Consider the following 20,793-nt stretch of genomic DNA (forward strand, 5'->3'; position numbering starts at 1 on the left):
ATGATAATATGAATGATGTATTAAATCAAATATTAATTTATTTAAATTTATATATGCTTATTTTATCAAGATGCATAGGGTTATTTGTAGCATCACCTGTATTCGGAAGGAAAAACCTTCCGAATATTTTTAAATTAGGATTTTCAATGATATTGGCGTATATAATTTTGCCGTATGTGAGTACTCCTAATTTGAAATATATGCCGTTTTTGCAGATACTATTTTTGTCAATTAAAGAATTGATAATAGGATTAATTATTGGATTTATTGCATTTGTAATATTTTCAATATTTTTTCTTGCAGGTTCTTTTATAGATAGAGATATGGGATTTAGTATGGCTAATGTTTTAGATCCTCAATATGGATCTCAAGTTTCTATTTCTGGGAATTATATATATATACTTTCTACGTTAATTTTTTTAATATTAAATGGACATCATTATTTAATAAAAGGTATGATAAATAGTTTTTATATATTACCTATTAATAGTTTAATAAAAATAAATGATAATTTTTTAATATTTATAATAAAATTATTGGATTACATTTTTATATACGCTTTAAAAATAGCTATACCTGTTATTATATCTATATTTTTGACTAATTTAATATTAGGAATTTTAGCTAGAACTATGCCTCAAATGAATGTATTTGTAGTTGGTATGCCTCTTAAAATAATGTTTGGACTTGTTATTATGGTATTTATAATTCCTTATTATGTACCTATAATAAAAACGATATTTAAAGATATGTATGAATTTATATTTCAAAGTATAAAATTATTTCAAGGATGAGATATATGAGTATGTATATTGATTTACAGCTTTTTGCTGGAGAAGAAAAAACGGAAAAAGCAACGCCTAAAAAGAGACAAGAAGCTAGAAAAAAAGGTCAAGTATTTCAAAGTAGAGAGATAACTTCTTCTTTAACATTGATTTGTTCTTTGTTAATTTTAAAATATTTTGGTAAATATATAGTTAATGATATATATGAAAGTATATTATTTTTTAAAGAGAATTTTTTAAATGCTGAATTTGAAAATACTTTAGTTGGGTATAGAATTTTTATATATATTTTTTATTTTGCGATTAAAGGAGCTATTTTGATTGTATTAATAAATGCTGTAACAGCTTTTTTAAGCAGTCGAATTCAAGTAGGAAATTTATTTACTACTGAAACTTTAAAGTTTAAATTTGAAAGATTGAATCCTGTTGAAGGGTTTAAAAAACTTTTTTCAGTAAAAGCTTTTTTTGAATTTTCAAAATCGAGTTTTAAACTTTTAATACTTATAGTTATATCTTATATTCATGTAAAAAAAAATATATCTTATTTATTAAAACCAATGTATTTAAATAAAGTTCAGTTTTCTTATGCGTTATTTAATTTAGCTATTGATCTTGGAATCAAGTTGTCTGTTGTACTTTTTGTTTTATCTATTTTTGATTACTTATATCAATGGTATGAATATGAAAAAAATTTAAAAATGTCTAAACAAGAAATAAAAGAAGAATTTAAACAATCAGAAGGAGATCCTCAAATTAAATCTAAAATAAAAGAAAAACAAAGACAATCTGCAATGAAAAGAATGATGCAGGATATTCCAAAAGCAGATGTTATTATTACAAATCCAACTCATTTTGCTGTTGCTATAAGATATGATGAAACTGAGTATGATGCACCTTATGTAATTGGAAAAGGAAAGAATTTAGTTGCGTTAAAAATTAAAGAAAAAGCGAGAGAAAATAATATACCAATAGTAGAAAATAAACCCTTAGCAAGAGAGTTATATGCTGTAGTTAATATAGGTGATTTAATACCTCCACAACTTTATGAAGCTATAGCCGAAATACTTGCTTATGTATATTCATTAAAAAATGGGACTAAGTAGGGGGATTAAAATGAAAAAATCAGGAGATATTATAGTTACTATAGGGATAATAGGTATAATTTTAATGATAATAATACCAGTACCCCTTTTTGTACTTGATATTCTTTTAAGTTTGAATATATCTATTTCACTTTTGATACTTTTAATTGCTATATATAATAGAGAAGCATTGGAGTTTTCTATATTTCCATCTTTATTATTAATAACTACAATGTTTAGGCTTGCGCTTAATATAACCAGTACGAGATATATATTAGGAACAGGAAATGCTGGAGATGTAATTGAAGCTTTTGGTAATTTTGTAATGGGTGGAAATGCTTTAGTTGGATTTATAGTTTTTATCATAATAATTATTATTCAGTTTATGGTAATTACAAAAGGAGCAGAAAGAGTATCAGAGGTAGGTGCTAGATTTACTCTCGATGCTATGCCGGGAAAACAAATGGCAATAGATGCTGATTTGAATTCTGGTCTTATAGACGAAAAAGAAGCTAGAGAAAGAAGAAAAAAAATACAAATGGAAGCTGATTTTTATGGAGCAATGGATGGTGCATCTAAATTTGTAAAAGGAGATGCTATTGCTGGTATAATTATAGCTGTTATTAATATATTAGCTGGATTTGTAATGGGGATAGTTTTTCAGCATTTATCTATACAGGATGCTATAAGCAGATATACTTTGCTTACTGTAGGGGATGGATTAGTATCTCAAATACCAGCTCTTCTTATATCTACAGCTACAGGTATAGTTGTTACGAGAGCTGCTTCGGAATCAAATTTAGGTAATGACGTTATCAATCAGCTTTTTAAGCAACCTAAAATTATGTTTATAATATCGGGAGTTTTATTCTTTTTATCATTAACTCCACTTCCAGCTATTCCTTATTTAACTTTGTCGATAATTTTTCTTATATTAGGTTTTAATATAAAAAAATCAGTAGATGTTTTAGAAGAATCGGAACAAGAAGAAGGCGAAGAATCTACGGATGTGGATATTGAGGAGATAAGAAAACCTGAAAATGTATTACCTCTTCTTCAAGTAGATCCTATTGAATTAGAGTTTGGTTATGGAATAATACCTCTTGCTGATAAGTCTCAAGGCGGAGATTTATTTGATAGACTAGTTATGATAAGGAGACAATGTGCTATTGAAATGGGAATAATTGTACCTATGATAAGACTTAGAGATAATATACAGCTTGAAGCGAATGAATATATTATTAAAATAAAAGGAGTTGAAATAGCTAAAGGTGAAATAATGTTTGATCATTATTTAGCCATGAATCCAGGAATGGTGGAAGGTGAAATAAGTGGTATTGATACTATAGAACCAGCTTTTGGACTTCCTGCTAAGTGGATTGATGAAAAAGAAAGGGAAAGAGCCGAAATATTAGGTTATACTGTAGTTGATCCACCTTCAATCATTTCAACTCATTTGACAGAAATTATAAAAAAATTCTCATATGAACTTTTAGGAAGACAAGAAGTTAAAATGTTAATTGATAATTTAAAAGAGAATAGTCCAGCTTTAGTTGAAGAAGTAATACCTAATTTGTTTTCATTGGGAGATATTCAAAAAGTATTAGCAAATCTTTTAAGAGAAGGAGTATCTATTAGAAATTTATCAACTATTATAGAAACTTTAGCGGATTATGGAACTATAACAAAAGATACAGATACTCTTACTGAATATGTAAGACAAGCTTTGTTTAGATCGATAACTAAACAGTTTATTCCTAATAATGAAGCTAAAGTCATAACTTTAGATCAAAATTTAGAAAAGATAATTATGGATTCTATTCAACCAACAGAAACAGGTAATTATTTAGCTTTAGATCCTCAAATTTCTCAAAAGCTTGTTTCTAGTTTAAGTAAAGAAGTAGAAAAACTTTTATCGATAGGAGAACAACCTATTATAGTTACACCTCCTGTGATAAGAATATATTTTAAACGCTTTGTAGAACAAATTAGTGATGATATAATTGTATTGTCATACAATGAAATAGACCCTAAAGTGAAAATCCAATCTGTAGGGATGGTGAGTATATAATAATGCAAATAAAGAAGTTTGTTGCAGATAATGCACAAGAAGCTATTAAAAAAGCTAAAAATGAATTAGGGGATAATGCAGTGATACTTCATACAAAAAAAATTAAAACAGGAGGAATATTTGGTTTTTTAAAAAAAGAAAAAGTAGAAGTATTAGCTGCTTTAGAAAAGCAGCAATTAGAAAATAAAATGGTTGCTTTAAAAGAAAAAAACTTAGATAATAGAGATATAAAAGAAATACAATTCAAGGATCAAGTAAAGAAACAATTAGATAAAATTAAATATGAAAATGAAGAAGTTAATACACTAAATAGAGAAATACAAGAGTTAAAACAAATGATAAAAAAAATTAACAATAAAGTAGATATTAAATTTAATGATGAAAAAAGCATAAAAGTTAAATTTAAAGATTATTATAATAATCTTAAAAGAAAAGGATTGTCTGATGAGTTAATAGAAAATATTTTATGTGATATTGAAGATGTAGATATAGATGATAATAAATTTGAGGCTTATGTTGGAAAATATTTATTAGATAAGTTTAAAATATATGAACTTAATGATATTGATTTTGATAAAAAAATAAATATATTTGTTGGAGCGACAGGTGTTGGGAAAACTACAACTTTAGCAAAACTTGCTTCAGAAGTTGTTTTACAAAAAGATAAGAAAGTTGGTTTTTTAACATTAGACACTTATAGAATTTCAGCTGTTGATCAATTAAAGACATATGCCGATATATTAAATGCTCCTATTGAAGTAGCTTATGATTTAAATGATGTAAGTTATTGTATAGAAAAATTAAAAAATAGGGATTTAATATTTGTAGATACAGCTGGAAGAAGCCATAAAAATAAAAAACATATGAAAGAATTAAAGGAATTTTTAAATTGTTTTAAAGAAAAAGAAGTATTTTTAGTATTAAGTGCTAATTGCAATATAGATGATATAAAAAGTATTATTAATGAATATAGTTTTTTAAATGATTATAAAATTATAGTAACTAAATTAGATGAAACTGATAATATAGGTATAGTATTAGATATTTTATATAATTCTAATAAATTTATAACTTATACTACCTTTGGTCAAAATGTGCCAGATGATATAGAGAAATTTGATCTTAAAAAAGTAGTAAATGAAGTTCTTAGGAGGTAAATAATTATGGATCAAGCCTCAAAATTAAGAAGTGCTATTTTGAAAAAAAATAGTTATAATTATATAAATAATAAAAGCAACAATGAAAATGAACCAAGGGTAATATGTATATCTAGTGGTAAAGGTGGAGTTGGAAAAAGTAATTTTACTTTAAATTTAGCTTTAGCTTTGAAAAAAAAAGGTAGTAGGGTTTTGATTATAGATGCTGATTTAGGACTTGCTAATATAGAAATTCTTCTTGGGATTAGTCCGAAATTAGGTCTTGTAGATTTAGTTAAAGATAATGTGAATATTGAAGATATAATTATAGAAGGACCTTTAGGTATAAAAATAATTTCAGGAGGAGCAGGAATAAGTGATATAGTCGATTTACCACTTTATAAATTAAATAAAATATTAAATAATATAGCTTATTTAAAAAATTATGCAGATTTTATGTTAATAGATACAGGAGCTGGTATATCGAAATCGGTTATATCTTTTATATCAGCTTCTGAAGAAATAATTGTGGTTTCAACTCCTGAGCCCACAGCTATAGCTGATGCATATGCTTTAATTAAAGTTATTAGTAAAGAATCTACTAGTAAAATTATAAGTTTAGTTGTAAATAAGGCTGATACAAAAAAAGAAGCTGAAAATACTTTTAATAAATTAAGTTTAGTATCTAAAAAATTTTTATATAAAAATATTGAATATTTAGGATATATAAGTAATGATAAAAATGTTCAAACTTGTGTAAAAAGACAGATTCCTTTTTATATAGGGGCACCTAATAGTCTAGCAAGTCAAAATATAGATAATATTTGTAATAAACTATTAGGGAAAAAAGAAAATAATAAATTATTTAGTAGTTTTGTGAAAAAATTATCTGGTTTATTTTTTAGCAATAGGGGGTAAATTTTGAATGAAATATAAAAACTGTTTTAAAGTAGGTGATAAACTAGAAATTCAGGTATTAGGTAGCTATACAGAAAAAGACAAAAATTTAATCAGTCAACTTCTTGAAATAGTATCAGAAGAAGAATTTTTAATAGCAATACCTATACATGAAGGAAATTTAGTTCCAATACATATTGGAAGTAAAATATTAGTATATTATAGCATTGATAATAAAGGAGTATTTTACTTTACTGCAAAATTAATAGATAGAAAAAATACTGAGATTCCTTATTTTAGAATACAGCAATTAGAAGAGACAAAAACTATACAAAGAAGAAATTATTTTAGATTAGATGTTAGTATTCCAGTGAAAATTTATAACAATGAAAATGAAATCATTATAAATGGATATACAAAAGATTTAAGTGGAGGAGGTTTTAAATTAATATCAGATAAAAAATTAGAAAATAATGAACAAGTATGTTGTAAAATGAATATAGAAGGAAATGAACTTGAAATAAAAGGAGAAGTAATAAGAGTTAATGTATATACAAAGAATATGAAACAATTTGAACTTGGAATTAAGTTTGTAGAATTGGAGGAAAAAATTAGAAATTATATTGTCGGTTATTTATTTAAACAACAAAGAATATTAAGACAAAAAGGATTGATTTAGATGGATAAAATAAGAGTATTAGTAGTTGATGATTCAGCTTTTATAAGAAAGATAATTAAAGATATTTTGTCTGTTGATAAACAAATTCAAGTGGTAGATGTTGCGAAAAATGGGAAAGAAGCTATAGAAAAATTGATGTTAAATGAAGTAGATGTAGTAACGTTAGATGTTGAAATGCCAATTATGAATGGAATATTAACTTTAGAAAAAATAATGAAAGAAAAACCAACACCTGTAGTTATGCTCAGTAGTTTAACTAAAAGTGGAGCAGATTTAACAATACAAGCTTTAAATTTAGGTGCTGTAGATTTTATAACTAAACCCTCAAATATTTTTAAAATAAATGATGAAGAAATAAAATCATTGATTATAAATAAGATAAAAACTGCTTCAAAAGTTAAGATTTCTAGAAGACATTATACGAAGAGAGAAATTGTAAAAATAAAGAAAGAAAATACAAATAAAAAAAGTATTAATATAGGATTTGGGCAAGTAGAATCTATAATTGCAATAGGAACTTCTACAGGAGGACCTAGGGCGCTTCAAGAGGTTCTACCTAATATTTCAAAAAATGTTAAAGCACCAATTGTTATAGTTCAGCATATGCCTCCTGGGTTTACAAAATCTTTAGCAGAAAGATTAAATAATATTTCTGAAGTTTTAGTAAAAGAAGCAGAAGATGGTGAAATTGTAAAAAATGGGGTAGCATATATTGCTCCAGGTGATAAGCATATCAAATTTAAAAATGAAGGAAATAAAATTAAAATAGTTTTGGACGATGGTCAAAAGGTTTCAGGACACAAACCTTCTGTAGATGCAATGTTTTATTCATTATGTGAAATTGATTTAAGGAAAATTATTGCTGTTGTAATGACGGGAATGGGTTCTGATGGAACGAAAGGATTGAATAAATTAAAACAAGTGAAACAAAATGTTATATCAATAGCTGAAGATGAGTCAACATGTGTAGTTTTTGGAATGCCAAAATCAATTATAAATTTAGGATTAGCTGATAAAGTTTTTCCGGTTAATCTTATTGGCAAAGAAATTAATAAATTAATGGGGGTGTAAATAGTGCTTGATTTAGAACAATATTTAGATATGTTTTTGGATGAATCTAAAGAGCACCTAGAAAATTTAAATCAAAGTTTATTAGAACTTGAAAATGATACTTCAAATATGGAAATAGTGAATGAAATATTTAGAATTGCGCATACTCTCAAAGGTATGTCATCTACTATGGGTTTTTTAAAAATATCTAATCTTACACATAAAATGGAAAATGTTTTAGACGATATTAGAAGTGGAAAATTAAAAATAGATTCTAATATAATAGATATATTATTTGAAGGGTTAGACATTTTAGAAGAATTTATAAAAAATGTAGAAATCGAAGGAAAAGAATCAGATAGATCTGTAGAAGACATAATATATAGATTAGAACATATAGGATCTATAGAAGATTCTAAAGTGGATAAAAAAGATGGAAATAATGAAGAATTAGAATATGTGAATGATATAATATCTAAAGCAAATGAAAGCGGATTGAACGCTTATAATATTAAGATTGAATTAGATTCAAACTGTATGTTAAAGGCTGCAAGGGCATTTTTAGTATTTAAATCTGTAGAGGAAGATGGAGAAATAGTACATTCAAATCCATCTGTAGAAGATATTGAAAATGAAAATTTTGACAAAGAATTTGATATTATAGTTTTGACAAAATTACAAGAAGAAGAATTAAGAGAAAAATTAAAAAACATATCAGAGGTAAAAGATGTAATTATAAAAGATTTTGAATATCAAGGTAATGAAAATATTGATGAAAATTTAAATAATGAAGAATTTAAATATGTATATGAAGTAGTTACTAAGGCTAAAGAAGGAGGTTTAAATTCGTACAATATTAAGATTGAATTAGATTCAAACTGTATGTTAAAGGCTGCAAGGGCATTTTTAGTATTTAAATCTGTAGAAGAAGATGGAGAAATAGTATATTCAAATCCATCTGTAGAAGATATTGAAGATGAAAATTTTGATAAAGAATTTGATATTATAGTTTTGACAAAATTACAAGAAGAAGAATTGAGAGATAAATTAAAAAATATATCAGAGGTAAAAGATGTAATTATAAAAGATTTTACCGGAGATACTCCTATTAGAAATAATATAGATAATAAACAATCTGAAGATAAAGTCATTTCAAAAAATGAAATTAATAAAGTAGTACAAGGAAAAATAAAAAATAATAAGGAAAAACAAAACAAACAAAGAAGAGGAAAAACAGGAAAAACAGTTAGAGTGGATATTGATAGATTAGATAATCTTATGAATTTGGTAAGTGAACTTATAATAGTTAAAACTAGACTTGAAGATATTGATATATCTTCAAAAACTCAGAACATGAATGAGGCTATAGAGTACTTGGAGAGAATTACTACAAGTCTTCATGATGCAGTTACTAAAGTTAGAATGGTTCCTATTGAAAGAGTTTTCAATAGATTTCCAAGAATGGTAAGAGATCTTTCTAAAGAATTAAATAAAGAAATTAATTTGATAATGGAAGGTGAAGAAACTGAAGTTGATAGAACTGTCATAGATGAAATTGGAGATCCTTTAATTCACCTTTTAAGAAATTCTATTGATCATGGAATAGAAACTCCAGAAGTGAGAAGGTCATTAAATAAAAATGAAGTGGGGACAGTTAAATTACTTGCTTATCCAGATGGAAATAATGTTGTTATAGAAGTTTGTGATGATGGTGCTGGAATTAATGTAGAGAAAATAAAAAATAAAGCTGTAGAAAAAGGAATAATAAGTAAAGAACAAGCAGCTTTAATGGATGATAAAGAGGCTAGTAATTTGATATTTGCCCCAGGTTTTAGTACTGCTGATAAAATATCAGATATTTCTGGTAGAGGTGTGGGGCTTGACGTGGTAAAGACAAAGATAGAAGCGTTAGGTGGTTTAGTAGAAATTGAAACTGAGAGAAATAAAGGAACTAAGTTTATAATAAGATTGCCATTGACACTTGCAATAATACAAGCTTTATTGGTAATGGTGGGAAGTGAAAAATATGCTATACCTTTGAATAATATTAAAGAAATAACTAATATTGATAAAAATAAAATTAGAAAGGTAGAAGGTAAGGATATTGTTTTATATAGAGGAAAAACACTTCCATTAGTAGATTTGGGAGAAGTGATAGAAATAGATGAAAAAAGAGAAAAAGATTTAGAAGAAGTAACTGTTGTAATAGTGAAAAAAGGAGATAAGGATTTGGGTGTAATAGTAGATAAACTTATAGGACAACAAGAAATAGTTATAAAATCTTTAGGAAAGTATTTAAGTGGAATTAATTTTATAGCTGGAGCTACTATATTAGGTAATGGTAGTGTAGCATTAATTATAGATACAAATTCTCTATTTTAAGGGGAGTGAATGAATTGAAAAATAATGACAATCAATATGTAATATTTAAATTAGAAGAAGAATTTTATGGAATAAATATAAACTATGTTCAAACTATAGAAAAAATGACAGAAATAACTAGGGTTCCTAAAACTGAAAGCTATATAAAAGGAGTAATTAATTTAAGAGGAGAAATAGTACCAGTAATCGATTTAAGAAAAAGATTTAATCTTGGTATTAAAGAATACGATAAGGATGCTAGAATAATAGTTAATAAAATAGAAGATGTTTTAATAGGTTTTATAGTGGATTCAGCTTCTGAAGTAAAAGATATAAATCAAGAAGATATTGATTATAATATAGTTGATGATAGTTTTAGTGAGGGGTTTATTAAAGGTATAGGAAAAATAGAAGATAGAGTTATTATATTAATAGATGTATATAAAATATTAAACATGAATGACTAAATTTAATTTAAGGGCGGAGGGAGAAAAAAGCATTATGGGTTTTCAAATAAACAATTTAAAGGGTATATATATAGATGTTTTAAAAGAAATTGGAAATATAGGAGCTGGAAATGCAGCTACTTCTCTTTCAAAAATGATTAATACAAAAGTAGATATGGAAGTTCCATCTATAGAAATACTTGATACAGAAAAAATAGTAGAAATTTTAGGAGGAGAAGAATTAATTGTAGTAGGAGTTTATATTAGTTTTTTTAACGATATAAATGGAACAATGTTATTGATTTTGGATAAAGAGTCTAGTGATAATTTACTTAGCATGTTATTTGGTAAAAAAATAGAATCTGAATTTTATAATGAAATGGAAATTTCAGCTTTACAAGAAATAGGTAATATATTATCAAGTTCATATATAAATGCTATATCTGCATTTTCTAATTTGAAAATAAATATATCTGTTCCTTGTGTTAGTATAGATATGGCGGGATCTATATTAAGTGTTCCTGCTATAGAATATGGACAAATAAGCGATAAAATAATTCTAATAGAAAATAAATTAAAAGAAGGAAATAATGAAATTGTGGGAAAATTTTTTTTAATGCCAGACATAGATTCGTTTAAAGTTTTATTTAAAAGTCTTGGAGTGTTGAAAGATGAGTAATATTATAAAAGTGGGAATGGCAGATTATAAAATAGGAAAAGAAAATGATATTTTAATAACATTAGGTTTGGGATCATGTGTTGGCATTGTTTTATATGATAAATTTAAAAAAGTTGGAGGAATGGCACATATAATGCTTCCTTCTAGTAAAGAAATAAAAAATAATTCAAATAAGGCAAAATTTGCAGATACAGCTATTGAAGAACTTATAACTGATATGATAAAAAAAGGGGCTTCAAAAAATAGATTAACAGCTAAAATTGCTGGAGGAGCCCAAATGTTTAATATTTCAATTAAAAGTGATACTCTTAATATAGGGAAAAGAAATGTAATTGCTGTAAAAGAAAAATTATCTGAGCATAAAATATCAATTATAGGAGAAGATGTTTTGGGTAATTATGGAAGAACTATAGAATTTAATTGTTATAATGGTGAATTGGCAATTAAGGCTATAGGTAAAGGTAGAAAAATAATATAGATTAAGGTGTTTAATATGAAAAAAAATATATTATATACACTTGTTATAAATTATTTATTGTTATTTATGTGCACATTAAATTCAATAGTGAAAAAGATGAGTTTTTTTGAATTTATTACTAGATCTATGTTTTTATTGATAGCTTTAAATGTAGTTTTATTTATATTTTTTAATATTATATTAAAAAATATAAATAAAACTAAAAATAACATAGATATAGTTATACCTCCTATAGATTCAGATATAAAAGATATATTAAATGAAAATGATGGACAAGAAGATGATAATAATGAATTTAAAGAAATAAACTTTAAAGATTTGAATAATTAACTGGAGGTATTTAGATGAATGAATCAGATATATGGATTAAATATAAAAGTACAAAAGATGAAAAGGCAAAAAATGAATTGAAGAAAGAAATTATTTTAAGGTATATAAAATTAGTTAAAATAATTTCAGGAAGACTTTATAATTATTACGGATCAAATATAGAATATGATGATTTGGTAAGTTATGGAATAATAGGGCTTATAGATGCAATAGAAAAATATGATTATAGTAAAAATATAAAATTTGAAACTTATGCATCAGTTAGAATAAGAGGAGCAATAATTGATGAAATAAGAAATTTAGATTGGATACCTAGATCGATACGTCAAAAATCAAAATTAATAAAAGATGCTTATGCAAAATTAGAAAACAAGTTAGGGAGAGAACCTAATACAAATGAATTAGCTGAGGAACTTGGTAAAAGTGAAGATGAAATTTTAAAGCTTTTAGAAGAAACAAATATATATAATGTAGTTTCTTTAGAAGAAGAATTAAATGATAATTTTAAAATTCAAATAGAAGATACTTCTTCTGATGTAAATCCAGAAGAATCTCTAATAAGGAAAGATATTATAGAAAGTTTAAAGAAAGCTTTAGATGTACTTAATGAAAGAGAAAGGTTGATAATTAATTTATATTATTATGAGGGGCTTACCTATAAAGAAATTGGTAAAATACTTAACATATCTGAATCAAGAATATCTCAAATTCATAGTAGATCTATATTAAAAATAAAAACAAAGTTAGAAAATTTTAGGTAAGTATAAAGGAGAGGGAATAGTGTTAAAAGATATTTATAAAAAATTTGAAGAGGGAGAATTAATACTTAGTGTAACTAGTGATTTTATGAAAGCTTATTTAAAAATAAAAACTAGTAAAGAAAACATAAATTTAGATACACAGTATATAATAGATTTTTTAAAAGAAAATAATATTGTATATGGAATAGATGAAAAAGTGATAAATGATACTATTCAGAGGAAAGATTTTAATAAATTAATAGAAGTAGCAAATGGATTAAAACCTGTAACTGGCGAGAATGGATTTATTAAATATTATTTTGATATTAATAGAGAGAGAAAAGCAAAAATTGATGAAAATGGAAGGATAGATTTTAAAGAATTAAATTTTGTGGAAAATGTAAAAAAAGGACAGATATTAGCTGAAAAAATTCCTCCAAAAGAAGGACTTGATGGTATAAATTTAAAAGGTGAAAAAATAAAAGCTAATAAAGGTAAAGATGTAAATTTTAAGTTGGGTAAAAATGTAAAAATAAGTAAAGATGGATTAAAAGCAATAAGTACCACTGAAGGAAGAATTGAATTTAGAGATGGAAAAATAAGTGTTAATACAGTTTTAGATATAAAAGGGAATGTAGATTCATTAACTGGAAATATTAGATTTAATGGAAGTATTTTGGTTTATGGAGATATAAAAGCTGGATTTTGTGTGGAATCGGATGGTGATATAGAAGTTAATGGAGTAATAGAAAGTGCTACTGTAAAAGCAAACGGAAGTTTATTTGTAAAAAGTGGAATACAAGGTAGTGATAAAAATGTTATATTTTGTAGTGGAAATTTAATTTGTAAATATATAGAAAATGCTAAAGTCATTTGTGAAGGAGATATAATTACAGATTTTATAGTTCATAGTAAGATAATGTGTGGAGGAAGTATAATTGTAAATGGTAAAAAAGGGTTAATAGCAGGTGGAGAATTAAATGCTCGACAAAATATCGAAGCTGATATAATAGGATCTCCAATGGGAACAAAAACGTATTTAGAAGCAGGAGTTGATCCTAAACTTAAAATCAAGATGAAATATTCTTTAGATGAAAAAGAAGATATTGAAAAAAAATTAAAAATTTTATCAATTGCTATAAATTCGTATAAGAGTTTATTAAAAAAAGGAACTTTAGATAGAAAAGAAAAAAATTTACTTTTAGAAAAATTACAATTATGTGATAAGCTTTCAAAAAGATTAAAGATTTTAAATGACACTATTCAAAGAGTTAATTGTGAAATTAAAAATTCAGAAAAAGGGGTTATAGTTGTCAATAAAAAGATATATCCTGGAGTGGAGATAAACATAGGAAGTTTAACGAAGCATATAAGGGAAGAGATAAGAGGTTCTAAATTTTATGTTGAAAATAAAGATATTGTTGTAAAGTCTGTAGTATAGGAGGAAAACATGAATATAAACTACGTAATTATTTTATTAGGGTCGATTACGTGTATTATAAGTTTGTTTTTTTTAATCAAATTTTTTTCTAAATTTGAAAATACAACTAATACATCAAATGAATATAAAAATAATTTTTCGGGGGATTTATTAAAAAATAAATTAAGTGAGTTAGATGAAAAAGTAAAAAATATAGATAATATTATAAAGAATCAAATGTATACAATGAATTTTAAAAATAAAGAAGTTATTTATTCAAATGAAGTTGAAAGATTAAATATGTTAGGATATTCAAAAGAAGAAATAGCTAAAAAAACAAACAAAAGTATACGTGAAGTGGATTTAATATTAAAATTAAAAAAATAAGCATAAAGAAAACGATTTTAAATGAATTTTTATGCATATTAAGATCGAAAATGGATATACTTGTAATAAAATTGAAATAATTTTAGATAATAAAAATATTAGTAAATTAAAATGGAAAAAAATATTGTAAATTTGCTTTCTATGTGCTATACTATCATAGGCGAAAATATTACGCACGATTTAGAATTCTTAAAATGGTGCCAAAAATGGTCTTTTAAGAAAATGACTAAATCGGAGGAAAAACCATAGGAGGTGCATTTTAAATGTCAGTTATATCAATGAAGCAATTATTAGAAGCAGGCGTTCATTTTGGACATCAAACAAGAAGATGGAATCCAAAAATGGCTCAGTACATATTTACTGAGAGAAATGGAATTTACATTATCGATTTACAAAAAACTGTAAAGAAAATTGAAGAAGCTTATAAATTTATTAAAGAAGTTGCTGAAACTGGAAAGCCAATATTATTTGTTGGTACAAAAAAACAAGCTCAAGATGCTATAAAAGAAGAAGCAGAAAAATGTGGAATGTTCTATGTCAATGAAAGATGGTTAGGTGGAATGTTAACTAACTACAAAACTATCAAGAATAGAATTCAAAAATTAAGAGAATTAGAAAAAATGGAAGAAGATGGAACATTCGAAGTTTTACCTAAAAAAGAAGTTATAAAGTTAAGACATGAAAAAGAAAAATTAGAAAAATATTTAAATGGTATTAAAGATATGCCTGAATTACCAGGAGCTTTATTTGTTGTAGATCCAAGAAAAGAAAAGATAGCAATACAAGAAGCTCATAGATTAGGCATTCCTGTTGTAGCTATAGTTGACACTAACTGTGATCCAGAAGAGGTTGACTATGCAATTCCAGGAAATGATGACGCTATAAGAGCTGTTAAGCTTATTACTAGTACAATAGCTAATGCTGTGGCGGAAGGTAAACAAAGCGTTGAAGATGAAGTAGAAGAAGTACAAGAATAATAAATTGGTAAGGGATAAAATCCCTTACCTTTAATAATATATAGGGAGGCGATTATATGGCAATTACAGCTGCAATGGTAAAAGAATTAAGAGAAAAAACTGGTGCAGGAATGATGGATTGTAAAAAAGCTTTAATTGAAGTTGATGGAGATATGAATAAAGCTATAGATTTATTAAGAGAAAAAGGTTTAGCAAAAGCTGCTAAGAAAGCAGGTAGAGTGGCAGCAGAAGGATTAGTAGATATATGTATGACTGAAGATGGCAAAAAAGCTTCTATAGTTGAAGTGAATTCTGAAACTGATTTTGTTGCTAAAAATGATAAATTTATACAGTTTGTAAAGGATATAGCAACTACAGCTTTAGCATCAAATAAGTCAACTGTTGAAGAATTATTAAATGAAAAATATTTAGATACTGAAACAACAGTTCAAGAAGTTTTAAACTCTAAAATAGCTACAATTGGAGAAAACATGAATATAAGAAGATTTGAAATATTTGAAGTTGAAAACGGAAAAATTGCAGGATATATTCATGGTGCAGGAAAAATAGGAGTATTAGTAGCTATAGAAACAGATTCTGATTCTGAAGAGGTATTTACTTTAGGTAAAGATATAGCTATGCAGGTTGCTGCAATGAATCCAAAATATATTTCAAGAGATGATGTGGATCAAGATTACATAGCTCATGAAACAGAAATATTAAAACAACAAGCATTAAATGAAGGAAAACCAGCTGAAATAGTTGAAAAAATGGTAGTTGGAAGGTTAAATAAACAATTAAAAGAAGTGTGTTTACTTGATCAATCATTTGTAAAAAATCCAGATTTAACAGTAGAAAAACTTATTAAAGAAACTGCTGATAAATTGGGTACTGAAATTAAAATATCTAAAGTAGTTAGATTTGAAGTTGGAGAAGGTATAGAAAAGAAAGAAGAAAACTTTGCAGAAGAAGTTGCTAAGCAACTTAAATAATAAAAAAGAGAACACATGTGTGTTCTCTTTTTTAAAAGAATATTGAATGGAGGATTTTTATGGATAAACCTATATATAAAAGGGTATTATTAAAATTAAGTGGTGAAGCTTTAGCTGGAGAAAAAGGATTTGGAATAGATAATGAAATTGTAAATGAAATTGCATTTTCTATAAAAGAATTACATAAAATGGGAGTGGAAATTGCTATAGTAGTAGGTGGTGGTAATTTTTGGAGAGGAAGAAGTAGTGAAGGAATGGATAGAACTACTGCTGATCATATTGGTATGCTTGCTACTGTAATGAATTCTTTAGCTATGCAAGATGCTTTAGAAAATATAGGGGTTTTGACTAGAGTTCAAACAGCTATAGAAATGAGACAAATAGCAGAACCGTATATAAGAAGAAAAGCAATGAGACATTTAGAAAAAAATAGAGTAGTTATATTTGCGGCAGGAACAGGAAATCCATATTTTTCAACTGATACAGCGGCGGCGCTAAGAGCTGCTGAAATTGAAGCTGAAGTTATACTTTTAGCCAAAAAAGTGGATGGGGTATATGATAGTGATCCTATGATAAATCCTAGAGCTAAAAAGTTTGACAGTGTTTCTTACATAGAAGTTTTAAAAAGAGGTTTAAAAGTTATGGATTCAACTGCAACTTCTTTATGTATGGATAATAAAATACCTATAAGGGTATTTGGTTTAAATAATTCTAAAAATATTATAGATGTTGTTTTAGGAAAAAATATTGGAACGATTGTAAAGGAGGATTAATTATGAGATTAGAAGTGCATAAGTCTTTAGAAGAAAAAATGAAAAAAACTATTTCGGTTTTAAAAGAAGAATTAGGAGTTATAAGAGCTGGAAGAGCAAATCCTGGAATGCTTGATAGAGTTGTTGTTGATTATTATGGTGCACCAACTCCGCTTAAGCAGTTAGCTACAGTATCTGCACCAGAGCCAAGATGTTTAGTAATTCAACCGTGGGATATGTCTGCTTTAAGTAGTATTGAAAAAGCTATTCAGTTGGCAGATTTAGGATTTAATCCAACTAATGATGGAAAAGTTATAAGAATAGTTATTCCGCAACTTACAGAAGAAAGAAGAAAAGAACTGTTTAAACTTGCTAGTAAAACAGCAGAAAATTCTAAAGTTGCTTTGAGAAATGAAAGAAGAGATGCTAATGATAAATTAAAAAAGATGCAAAAAGATGGTGAGCTTACAGAAGATGATTTGAAAAAGGCTCAAGATGAAGTTCAAAAGATTACTGATAGTTATATAAAAATCGTTGATGAACTTTTAGAAAAGAAAGAAAAAGAAATTATGGAGGTTTAATTTGGATTATAAAAATCTTTTAGGACTTGAACTTGAAGAAGTAGAAAATATACTTAAAAGAAAAAATATAACATATGTTATTAGAGAGATTAGAGGACATAAGGATAAAGAAACATTAAAAATTCCTAGAGTAATTATGGTAAAAGAAAAAGATAATATTATAGAACTTGTTATCACATATTTTTCCGACTTCTTAAAGTAAGAAGTTGGAAAAATATTTACTTGGAGGAAAACGATGAATAAAAGAGAACTAGATAGTATAGATAAAAAGAATATTCCAAAACATATAGCTATAATAATGGATGGAAATGGAAGATGGGCAAAGAAAAGATTTTTACCTCGAACTTTTGGGCATAAAGCAGGAGTTGAAACTATAAGAGAAATTGTCAAGGAATGCAGTGCTTTGGGTGTTAATTATTTGACATTGTATGCTTTTTCGACAGAAAATTGGAAAAGACCTAAGGAAGAAGTAAGTACTTTGATGAATTTATTAGTTGAATATTTAAGAAAAGAAGTTAAAGAACTTCATAAAAATAATGTTATTTTAAATACAATAGGTGACATTTCTTATCTTCCTAAAGTTGCAATAGATGAGTTGAATAAAGCTAAGGAGTTTACTAAAAACAATAGTGGATTAGTTCTTACTTTGGCATTAAATTATGGAAGTAGAAATGATATAAAAAATGCTATAGTAAATATATTGAAAGAATATGAAACAGGTAATATATCTATAAATGATATAGATGAAAATTTTATTAAAAATTATTTAAACACAAAAAATCTGCCAGATCCTGATATTTTAATTAGAACTAGTGGAGAATATAGAGTGAGTAATTTTTTGTTATGGGAAATAGCTTATTCAGAATTTTACTTTTCAGATGTATATTGGCCGGATTTTAAAAAAGAACATTTATATGCTGCTATATTAGAATATCAAAATAGAGAAAGAAGATTTGGAGGACTTAAATAGGGGGAATTATATGTTTATTAGAATACTATCTTCAATAATATTATTACCGCTTTTAATATTTATATTGATAAATGGAGGAATTCCCCTCTATTTAGGAGTTTTAATAGTTTCTTTAATTGCACTTAAGGAGTTTTATGATGCTTTTAAGGAGAAAAATTTAAATTCGGTTAATGTGTTAGGATATATATTGTGTTTAATATTTTTTATATTTTCAGTTTTAAAATTTAGTAATGAATATTTATTAGGTTTAAGTTTTATTCTGTTTTTAGTAGCATGCATATTAATAGTTTTAAGAAAATATAATATTATGGATATGAGTATAACCTTTTTAGGTATATTATATATACCGTATCTTTTAAATCATATAGTGTTAATTTCAAAATTAAGTGATTATGAGTATGTTTGGTTGGTTTTTATAATAGCTTGGATGACAGATACATTTGCTTATTTTAGTGGGTATTTTTTTGGTAAAAATAAATTAATACCTGAAGTAAGTCCTAAAAAAACAGTGGAAGGAAGTATTGGAGGAATATTAGGAAGTTCTCTTTCGTGCGTTTTATTTGGAAGTTTATTCAATTTAAATTTATTGCATATGGCTGTAATAGGTTTGATTGGAAGTATAATTGCTCAGTTTGGGGATTTATTTGCATCTTCTATAAAAAGATTTTTAGGAATAAAAGATTATGGAAAATTAATACCTGGACATGGAGGTATATTAGATAGATTTGATAGTATTATTTTTACAGCTCCTTTTGTATATTATTATATATTATTTTTTATTAAATAGCTTCAGAATAATCTGAAGCTATTATATTAATTTAGATTTATTATAAGAAGGGATGAATAATATGAAAAATATAGCTATTTTAGGGTCAACAGGATCAATAGGAACTCAAGCTTTAGAAGTTATAAGAAATAACAAAGATGATTTTAATATTGTAGCGTTAGCAGTAAATACAAATATATATAAATTATTAGAACAAATAAAAGAATTTAAGCCTAAAATAATTGCTGTATATGATGAAGATAAAGCTAAAAAGTTGAAAGAAATTTTGCCTAATAACATAAATATAGAAATATATTGGGGAATGGAGGGGTTGAAAGCTATAGCTTCTTTAGAAGAAGTAGATATATTGATTACAGCTTTGGTTGGAATGATTGGACTTATTCCTACATTAGAAGCTATAAATAAAGGAAAAACTATTGCTCTTGCAAATAAAGAGACGCTTGTTACGGCTGGTAGTTTAGTTATGAAAAAAGCTAAGGAAAAAGGAGTTAATATAATTCCTGTTGATAGTGAACATAGTGCTATATTTCAGTGCTTAAATGGAGAGGATAATAAGAGTATTGAAAAATTAATATTAACAGCTTCAGGAGGTCCTTTTAGAAATAAGACAAAAGAAGAACTTTTAACTGTTACAAAAAATGAAGCATTAAAGCATCCAAATTGGAGTATGGGAAAAAAAATAACTATCGATTCAGCTACTCTTATGAATAAAGGACTTGAAGTAATAGAGGCGAGATGGTTATTTGATATTGATGGAGATAATATAGATGTACTTGTTCATCCTCAAAGTATTATACATTCAATGGTTCAATTTAAGGATAGTTCTGTAATAGCTCAGTTAGGAAATCCTGATATGAAGTTACCTATACAATATGCTTTGTCTTATCCGAATAGAATTTATAGTAATTTTGAAAGGCTTGACCTTGTAAAAATTAGTTCTTTAACATTTGAGAAACCTGATATGGATACTTTCCCGTGTTTAAAACTCGCTTATGAATCTTTAAAAAATGGGGGAACATATCCTACTGTTTTAAATGCAGCTAATGAAGTGTTAGTAAGTGAATTTTTAAATGATAATATAAAATTTTATGATATACCATTGTATATAGAAAAAGCACTTGAAAAACATTCTTGTGTAAATAATCCTACATTAGAGGAAATATTATATGTAGATAACTGGAGTAGAGAGTTTATTAAAGAAATTGTAAAATAGG

At 26.2% G+C, this 20,793-nt stretch carries 23 protein-coding genes; all 23 read left to right on the forward strand.

Annotated elements, in window-relative coordinates; genetic code table 11:
- Positions 1 to 8: 8 nt before the first annotated feature.
- The 23 genes from fliR (at position 9) to BUA19_RS01160 (ending at position 20,792) form a co-directional block, all read left to right on the forward strand.
- Entirely contained in the window at positions 9 to 794 is a 786-nt protein-coding gene (gene fliR / locus BUA19_RS01050; RefSeq protein WP_072723019.1) for a flagellar biosynthetic protein FliR, read from the forward strand.
- Between the two features lie 5 nt (positions 795 to 799).
- Complete coding sequence (gene flhB, locus BUA19_RS01055) at positions 800 to 1,888, forward strand: flagellar biosynthesis protein FlhB (protein WP_178137410.1); 1,089 nt, start codon at positions 800 to 802, stop codon at positions 1,886 to 1,888.
- 10 nt (positions 1,889 to 1,898) lie between these two features.
- Positions 1,899 to 3,938, forward strand: a complete 2,040-nt coding sequence (gene flhA, locus BUA19_RS01060; RefSeq protein ID WP_084601872.1) for a flagellar biosynthesis protein FlhA — start codon at positions 1,899 to 1,901, stop codon at positions 3,936 to 3,938.
- Between the two features lie 2 nt (positions 3,939 to 3,940).
- Positions 3,941 to 5,095 carry a flagellar biosynthesis protein FlhF gene (flhF, locus tag BUA19_RS01065; protein ID WP_072723022.1) on the forward strand — a complete coding sequence of 385 codons (1,155 nt, stop codon included), beginning with the start codon at positions 3,941 to 3,943 and terminating at the stop codon, positions 5,093 to 5,095.
- 6 nt (positions 5,096 to 5,101) lie between these two features.
- Positions 5,102 to 5,992 carry a MinD/ParA family protein gene (locus BUA19_RS01070; protein ID WP_084601873.1) on the forward strand — a complete coding sequence of 297 codons (891 nt, stop codon included), beginning with the start codon at positions 5,102 to 5,104 and terminating at the stop codon, positions 5,990 to 5,992.
- Between the two features lie 7 nt (positions 5,993 to 5,999).
- On the forward strand, positions 6,000 to 6,650 hold the full coding sequence (locus BUA19_RS01075; RefSeq protein ID WP_072723024.1) for a flagellar brake protein: 651 nt from the start codon (positions 6,000 to 6,002) through the stop codon (positions 6,648 to 6,650).
- Positions 6,651 to 7,721 (forward strand): protein-glutamate methylesterase/protein-glutamine glutaminase, encoded by a 1,071-nt coding sequence (locus tag BUA19_RS01080; protein WP_072723025.1) that lies wholly within the window; start codon positions 6,651 to 6,653, stop codon positions 7,719 to 7,721.
- A gap of 3 nt (positions 7,722 to 7,724) precedes the next feature.
- Entirely contained in the window at positions 7,725 to 10,082 is a 2,358-nt protein-coding gene (locus tag BUA19_RS01085) for a chemotaxis protein CheA (RefSeq protein ID WP_084601874.1), read from the forward strand.
- A 14-nt stretch (positions 10,083 to 10,096) separates the two neighbouring features.
- Positions 10,097 to 10,528, forward strand: a complete 432-nt coding sequence (locus BUA19_RS01090) for a chemotaxis protein CheW (RefSeq protein WP_072723026.1) — start codon at positions 10,097 to 10,099, stop codon at positions 10,526 to 10,528.
- Positions 10,529 to 10,562: 34 nt separating this feature from the next.
- Complete coding sequence (locus BUA19_RS01095) at positions 10,563 to 11,186, forward strand: chemotaxis protein CheC (protein ID WP_072723027.1); 624 nt, start codon at positions 10,563 to 10,565, stop codon at positions 11,184 to 11,186.
- Positions 11,179 to 11,664, forward strand: coding sequence for a chemotaxis protein CheD (locus BUA19_RS01100; protein ID WP_072723028.1), 486 nt, complete (start codon positions 11,179 to 11,181; stop codon positions 11,662 to 11,664). The genes BUA19_RS01095 and BUA19_RS01100 overlap by 8 nt, the downstream gene beginning before the upstream one ends.
- A 15-nt stretch (positions 11,665 to 11,679) precedes the next feature.
- The gene (locus BUA19_RS01105) at positions 11,680 to 11,994 is read left to right on the forward strand and encodes a hypothetical protein (RefSeq protein WP_072723029.1); all 315 of its coding nucleotides are present in this window, start codon (positions 11,680 to 11,682) and stop codon (positions 11,992 to 11,994) included.
- Positions 11,995 to 12,008: 14 nt separating this feature from the next.
- Entirely contained in the window at positions 12,009 to 12,755 is a 747-nt protein-coding gene (locus tag BUA19_RS01110; protein WP_072723030.1) for a sigma-70 family RNA polymerase sigma factor, read from the forward strand.
- A 19-nt stretch (positions 12,756 to 12,774) separates the two neighbouring features.
- Positions 12,775 to 14,175 (forward strand): DUF342 domain-containing protein, encoded by a 1,401-nt coding sequence (locus BUA19_RS01115; RefSeq protein ID WP_072723031.1) that lies wholly within the window; start codon positions 12,775 to 12,777, stop codon positions 14,173 to 14,175.
- Positions 14,176 to 14,184: 9 nt separating this feature from the next.
- Positions 14,185 to 14,541, forward strand: a complete 357-nt coding sequence (locus tag BUA19_RS01120) for a hypothetical protein (protein WP_072723032.1) — start codon at positions 14,185 to 14,187, stop codon at positions 14,539 to 14,541.
- 263 nt (positions 14,542 to 14,804) lie between these two features.
- Positions 14,805 to 15,518, forward strand: coding sequence for a 30S ribosomal protein S2 (gene rpsB, locus BUA19_RS01125; RefSeq protein ID WP_072723033.1), 714 nt, complete (start codon positions 14,805 to 14,807; stop codon positions 15,516 to 15,518).
- A 56-nt stretch (positions 15,519 to 15,574) separates the two neighbouring features.
- Positions 15,575 to 16,489, forward strand: a complete 915-nt coding sequence (tsf, locus tag BUA19_RS01130; protein WP_072723034.1) for a translation elongation factor Ts — start codon at positions 15,575 to 15,577, stop codon at positions 16,487 to 16,489.
- Positions 16,490 to 16,548: 59 nt separating this feature from the next.
- Entirely contained in the window at positions 16,549 to 17,262 is a 714-nt protein-coding gene (gene pyrH / locus BUA19_RS01135) for a UMP kinase (protein ID WP_072723035.1), read from the forward strand.
- 2 nt (positions 17,263 to 17,264) lie between these two features.
- Entirely contained in the window at positions 17,265 to 17,822 is a 558-nt protein-coding gene (gene frr, locus BUA19_RS01140) for a ribosome recycling factor (protein WP_072723036.1), read from the forward strand.
- Position 17,823: 1 nt separating this feature from the next.
- Positions 17,824 to 18,024 carry a hypothetical protein gene (locus BUA19_RS01145; RefSeq protein ID WP_072723037.1) on the forward strand — a complete coding sequence of 67 codons (201 nt, stop codon included), beginning with the start codon at positions 17,824 to 17,826 and terminating at the stop codon, positions 18,022 to 18,024.
- A gap of 33 nt (positions 18,025 to 18,057) precedes the next feature.
- Positions 18,058 to 18,792 carry an isoprenyl transferase gene (locus BUA19_RS01150; RefSeq protein ID WP_072723038.1) on the forward strand — a complete coding sequence of 245 codons (735 nt, stop codon included), beginning with the start codon at positions 18,058 to 18,060 and terminating at the stop codon, positions 18,790 to 18,792.
- 10 nt (positions 18,793 to 18,802) lie between these two features.
- The gene (locus BUA19_RS01155) at positions 18,803 to 19,579 is read left to right on the forward strand and encodes a phosphatidate cytidylyltransferase (RefSeq protein ID WP_072723039.1); all 777 of its coding nucleotides are present in this window, start codon (positions 18,803 to 18,805) and stop codon (positions 19,577 to 19,579) included.
- A gap of 61 nt (positions 19,580 to 19,640) precedes the next feature.
- A complete protein-coding gene (locus BUA19_RS01160) occupies positions 19,641 to 20,792 on the forward strand; it encodes a 1-deoxy-D-xylulose-5-phosphate reductoisomerase (RefSeq protein ID WP_072723040.1) in 1,152 nt (383 codons plus the stop codon).
- The last annotated feature ends 1 nt before the right edge of the window (position 20,793 follow it).

The organism is Tepidibacter thalassicus DSM 15285 (genome assembly GCF_900129915.1).
In the GTDB taxonomy this organism is placed as follows: Bacteria; Bacillota; Clostridia; order Peptostreptococcales; family Peptostreptococcaceae; genus Tepidibacter; species Tepidibacter thalassicus.